Below are 3537 nucleotides of genomic sequence, written 5' to 3' on the forward strand. Positions count from 1 at the left end.
CGGGGGATTAGCTCAGCTGGGAGAGCACCTGCTTTGCAAGCAGGGGGTCGTCGGTTCGATCCCGTCATCCTCCACCACTTACCTTGGGTTGGTTTGCCAAATGAAAGCGCTTAGATTTGAGTGCTTTCATTTGGCGTTGCCAAGATCGACTGAAACAGTCGGCTGTTCTTTAACAATATGGGATGTAGTAAAGGTGTCGCGCGAGCGTTGATGAGACGCTGAATTATCCAACGCGATACCGGGTTGTGATTGTATCAACCAAAATGTATTTAAAGTGATCGAAAGATGACTTGGAATACGGCACAAACGCGAGAACTCAGACCTATGGTGAGTCGTGGCTTAAGCGAGAGCTTGAGACACACTCGTTATAGGGTCAAGCGAACAAGTGCATGTGGTGGATGCCTTGGCGATTACAGGCGATGAAGGACGCGGTAGCCTGCGAAAAGCTTCGGGGAGCTGGCAAACAAGCTTTGATCCGGAGATGTCCGAATGGGGAAACCCGGCCCTTATGGGTCATCCCTGACTGAATACATAGGTCAGGGAAGCGAACGCGGCGAACTGAAACATCTAAGTAGCTGCAGGAACAGAAATCAACCGAGATTCCCAAAGTAGTGGCGAACGAAATGGGAAGAGCCTTGTACTCTTTAGCAGCATTGTTAGCAGAACGGGATGGAAAGCCCGGCCATAGCAGGTGATAGCCCTGTATGCGAAAACAGCGTTGTGGAACTAGGTGTACGACAAGTAGGGCGGGACACGTGAAATCCTGTCTGAAGATGGGGGGACCATCCTCCAAGGCTAAATACTCGTAATCGACCGATAGTGAACCAGTACCGTGAGGGAAAGGCGAAAAGAACCCCGGGAGGGGAGTGAAATAGATCCTGAAACCGCATGCATACAAACAGTCGGAGCCTGGAAACGGGTGACGGCGTACCTTTTGTATAATGGGTCAGCGACTTACATTCAGTGGCAAGCTTAACCGATTAGGGAAGGCGTAGCGAAAGCGAGTCCGAATAGGGCGTTGAGTCGCTGGGTGTAGACCCGAAACCAGATGATCTATCCATGGCCAGGTTGAAGGTGCGGTAACACGTACTGGAGGACCGAACCCACTAACGTTGAAAAGTTAGGGGATGAGCTGTGGATAGGGGTGAAAGGCTAAACAAATCTGGAAATAGCTGGTTCTCTCCGAAAACTATTTAGGTAGTGCCTCGTGTCTCACCTTCGGGGGTAGAGCACTGTCATGGTTGGGGGGTCTATTGCTGATTACCCCGCCATAGCAAACTCCGAATACCGAAGAGTGCAATCACGGGAGACAGACATCGGGTGCTAACGTCCGGTGTCAAGAGGGAAACAACCCAGACCGCCAGCTAAGGTCCCCAAATATAGCTAAGTGGGAAACGAAGTGGGAAGGCTAAAACAGTCAGGAGGTTGGCTTAGAAGCAGCCACCCTTTAAAGAAAGCGTAATAGCTCACTGATCGAGTCGTCCTGCGCGGAAGATGTAACGGGGCTAAGCTATATACCGAAGCTGCGGACGCACGCAAGTGCGTGGTAGGAGAGCGTTCTGTAAGCCTGTGAAGGTGTCTTGTAAAGGATGCTGGAGGTATCAGAAGTGCGAATGCTGACATGAGTAGCGATAAAGGGGGTGAAAGGCCCCCTCGCCGTAAGCCCAAGGTTTCCTACGCAACGTTCATCGGCGTAGGGTGAGTCGGCCCCTAAGGCGAGGCAGAGATGCGTAGCTGATGGGAAGCAGGTTAATATTCCTGCACCGTCGTATGATGCGATGGGGGGACGGATCGCGGAAGGTTGTCCGGGTGTTGGAAGTCCCGGTCCCTGCATTGGAGAAGGCGCTTAGGCAAATCCGGGCGCGAAATTCAAGGATGTGGGGCGAGCGGCCTTGAGCCGCGAAGCAATTGGAAGTGGTTCCAAGAAAAGCCTCTAAGCTTCAGTCATACGAGACCGTACCGCAAACCGACACAGGTGGGCGAGATGAGTATTCTAAGGCGCTTGAGAGAACTCGGGAGAAGGAACTCGGCAAATTGGTACCGTAACTTCGGGATAAGGTACGCCCTTGTAGCTTGACTGGCCTGCGCCAGGAGGGTGAAGGGGTTGCAATAAAATGGTGGCTGCGACTGTTTAATAAAAACACAGCACTCTGCAAACACGAAAGTGGACGTATAGGGTGTGACGCCTGCCCGGTGCCGGAAGATTAAATGATGGGGTGCAAGCTCTTGATTGAAGTCCCGGTAAACGGCGGCCGTAACTATAACGGTCCTAAGGTAGCGAAATTCCTTGTCGGGTAAGTTCCGACCTGCACGAATGGCGTAACGATGGCCACACTGTCTCCTCCCGAGACTCAGCGAAGTTGAAGTGTTTGTGATGATGCAATCTCCCCGCGGCTAGACGGAAAGACCCCATGAACCTTTACTGTAGCTTTGCATTGGACTTTGAACCGATCTGTGTAGGATAGGTGGGAGGCTTTGAAGCGTGGACGCTAGTTCACGTGGAGCCGTCCTTGAAATACCACCCTGGTTTGTTTGAGGTTCTAACCTTGGCCCGTGAATCCGGGTCGGGGACAGTGCATGGTAGGCAGTTTGACTGGGGCGGTCTCCTCCCAAAGTGTAACGGAGGAGTTCGAAGGTACGCTTGGTACGGTCGGACATCGTACCTAAAGTGCAATGGCAAAAGCGTGCTTAACTGCGAGACCGACAAGTCGAGCAGGTGCGAAAGCAGGACATAGTGATCCGGTGGTTCTGAATGGAAGGGCCATCGCTCAACGGATAAAAGGTACTCTGGGGATAACAGGCTGATACCGCCCAAGAGTTCATATCGACGGCGGTGTTTGGCACCTCGATGTCGGCTCATCTCATCCTGGGGCTGTAGCCGGTCCCAAGGGTATGGCTGTTCGCCATTTAAAGAGGTACGTGAGCTGGGTTTAAAACGTCGTGAGACAGTTTGGTCCCTATCTGCCGTGGGCGTTGGAATCTTGACGGGGGCTGCTCCTAGTACGAGAGGACCGGAGTGGACGTACCGCTGGTGTACCTGTTGTCTCGCCAGAGGCATCGCAGGGTAGCTATGTACGGAAGAGATAACCGCTGAAAGCATCTAAGCGGGAAACTCGCCTGAAGATGAGGATTCCCTGGAGGCTTGACCTCCTTGAAGGGTCGTTCGAGACCAGGACGTTGATAGGCTGGGTGTGGAAGCGCAGTAATGCGTTAAGCTAACCAGTACTAATTGCCCGTAAGGCTTGATCCTATAACCAGTGTGTCTTACCTGGTGTAGCGGTTCGCCGCCTTGTGCCACGATGGTACAAACACAACCAATCTTTACTACTCCCAGATTCGCCGTGCTGACACGAGTCAGCTCGGCAACCCCTCATGCCTGGTGACCATAGCGAGTCGGAACCACCCCTTCCCATCCCGAACAGGACCGTGAAACGACTTTGCGCCGATGATAGTGCGGACTACCCGTGTGAAAGTAGGTCATCGCCAGGCTCTTATACCCAAAACCCCCAGCCCCAAAAGGCTGGGGGTTTTGCTTTT

Annotated in this window: 1 tRNA gene and 2 rRNA genes; all 3 read left to right on the forward strand. The window is 52.9% G+C overall.

From position 1 onward, the window contains the following. Nucleotide 1: 1 nt before the first annotated feature. The 3 genes from KHO18_RS27985 (at nucleotide 2) to rrf (ending at nucleotide 3489) form a co-directional block, all read left to right on the forward strand. Nucleotides 2-77: transfer RNA gene (locus tag KHO18_RS27985), tRNA-Ala, on the forward strand. Nucleotides 78-371: 294 nt separating this feature from the next. Further along, a 23S ribosomal RNA gene (locus KHO18_RS27990) occupies nucleotides 372-3250 on the forward strand. A gap of 125 nt (nucleotides 3251-3375) precedes the next feature. Then, a 5S ribosomal RNA gene (gene rrf, locus KHO18_RS27995) occupies nucleotides 3376-3489 on the forward strand. Nucleotides 3490-3537 lie beyond the last annotated feature (48 nt).

This window comes from Cupriavidus campinensis, assembly GCF_905397395.1.
GTDB lineage: Bacteria > Pseudomonadota > Gammaproteobacteria > Burkholderiales > Burkholderiaceae > Cupriavidus > Cupriavidus campinensis.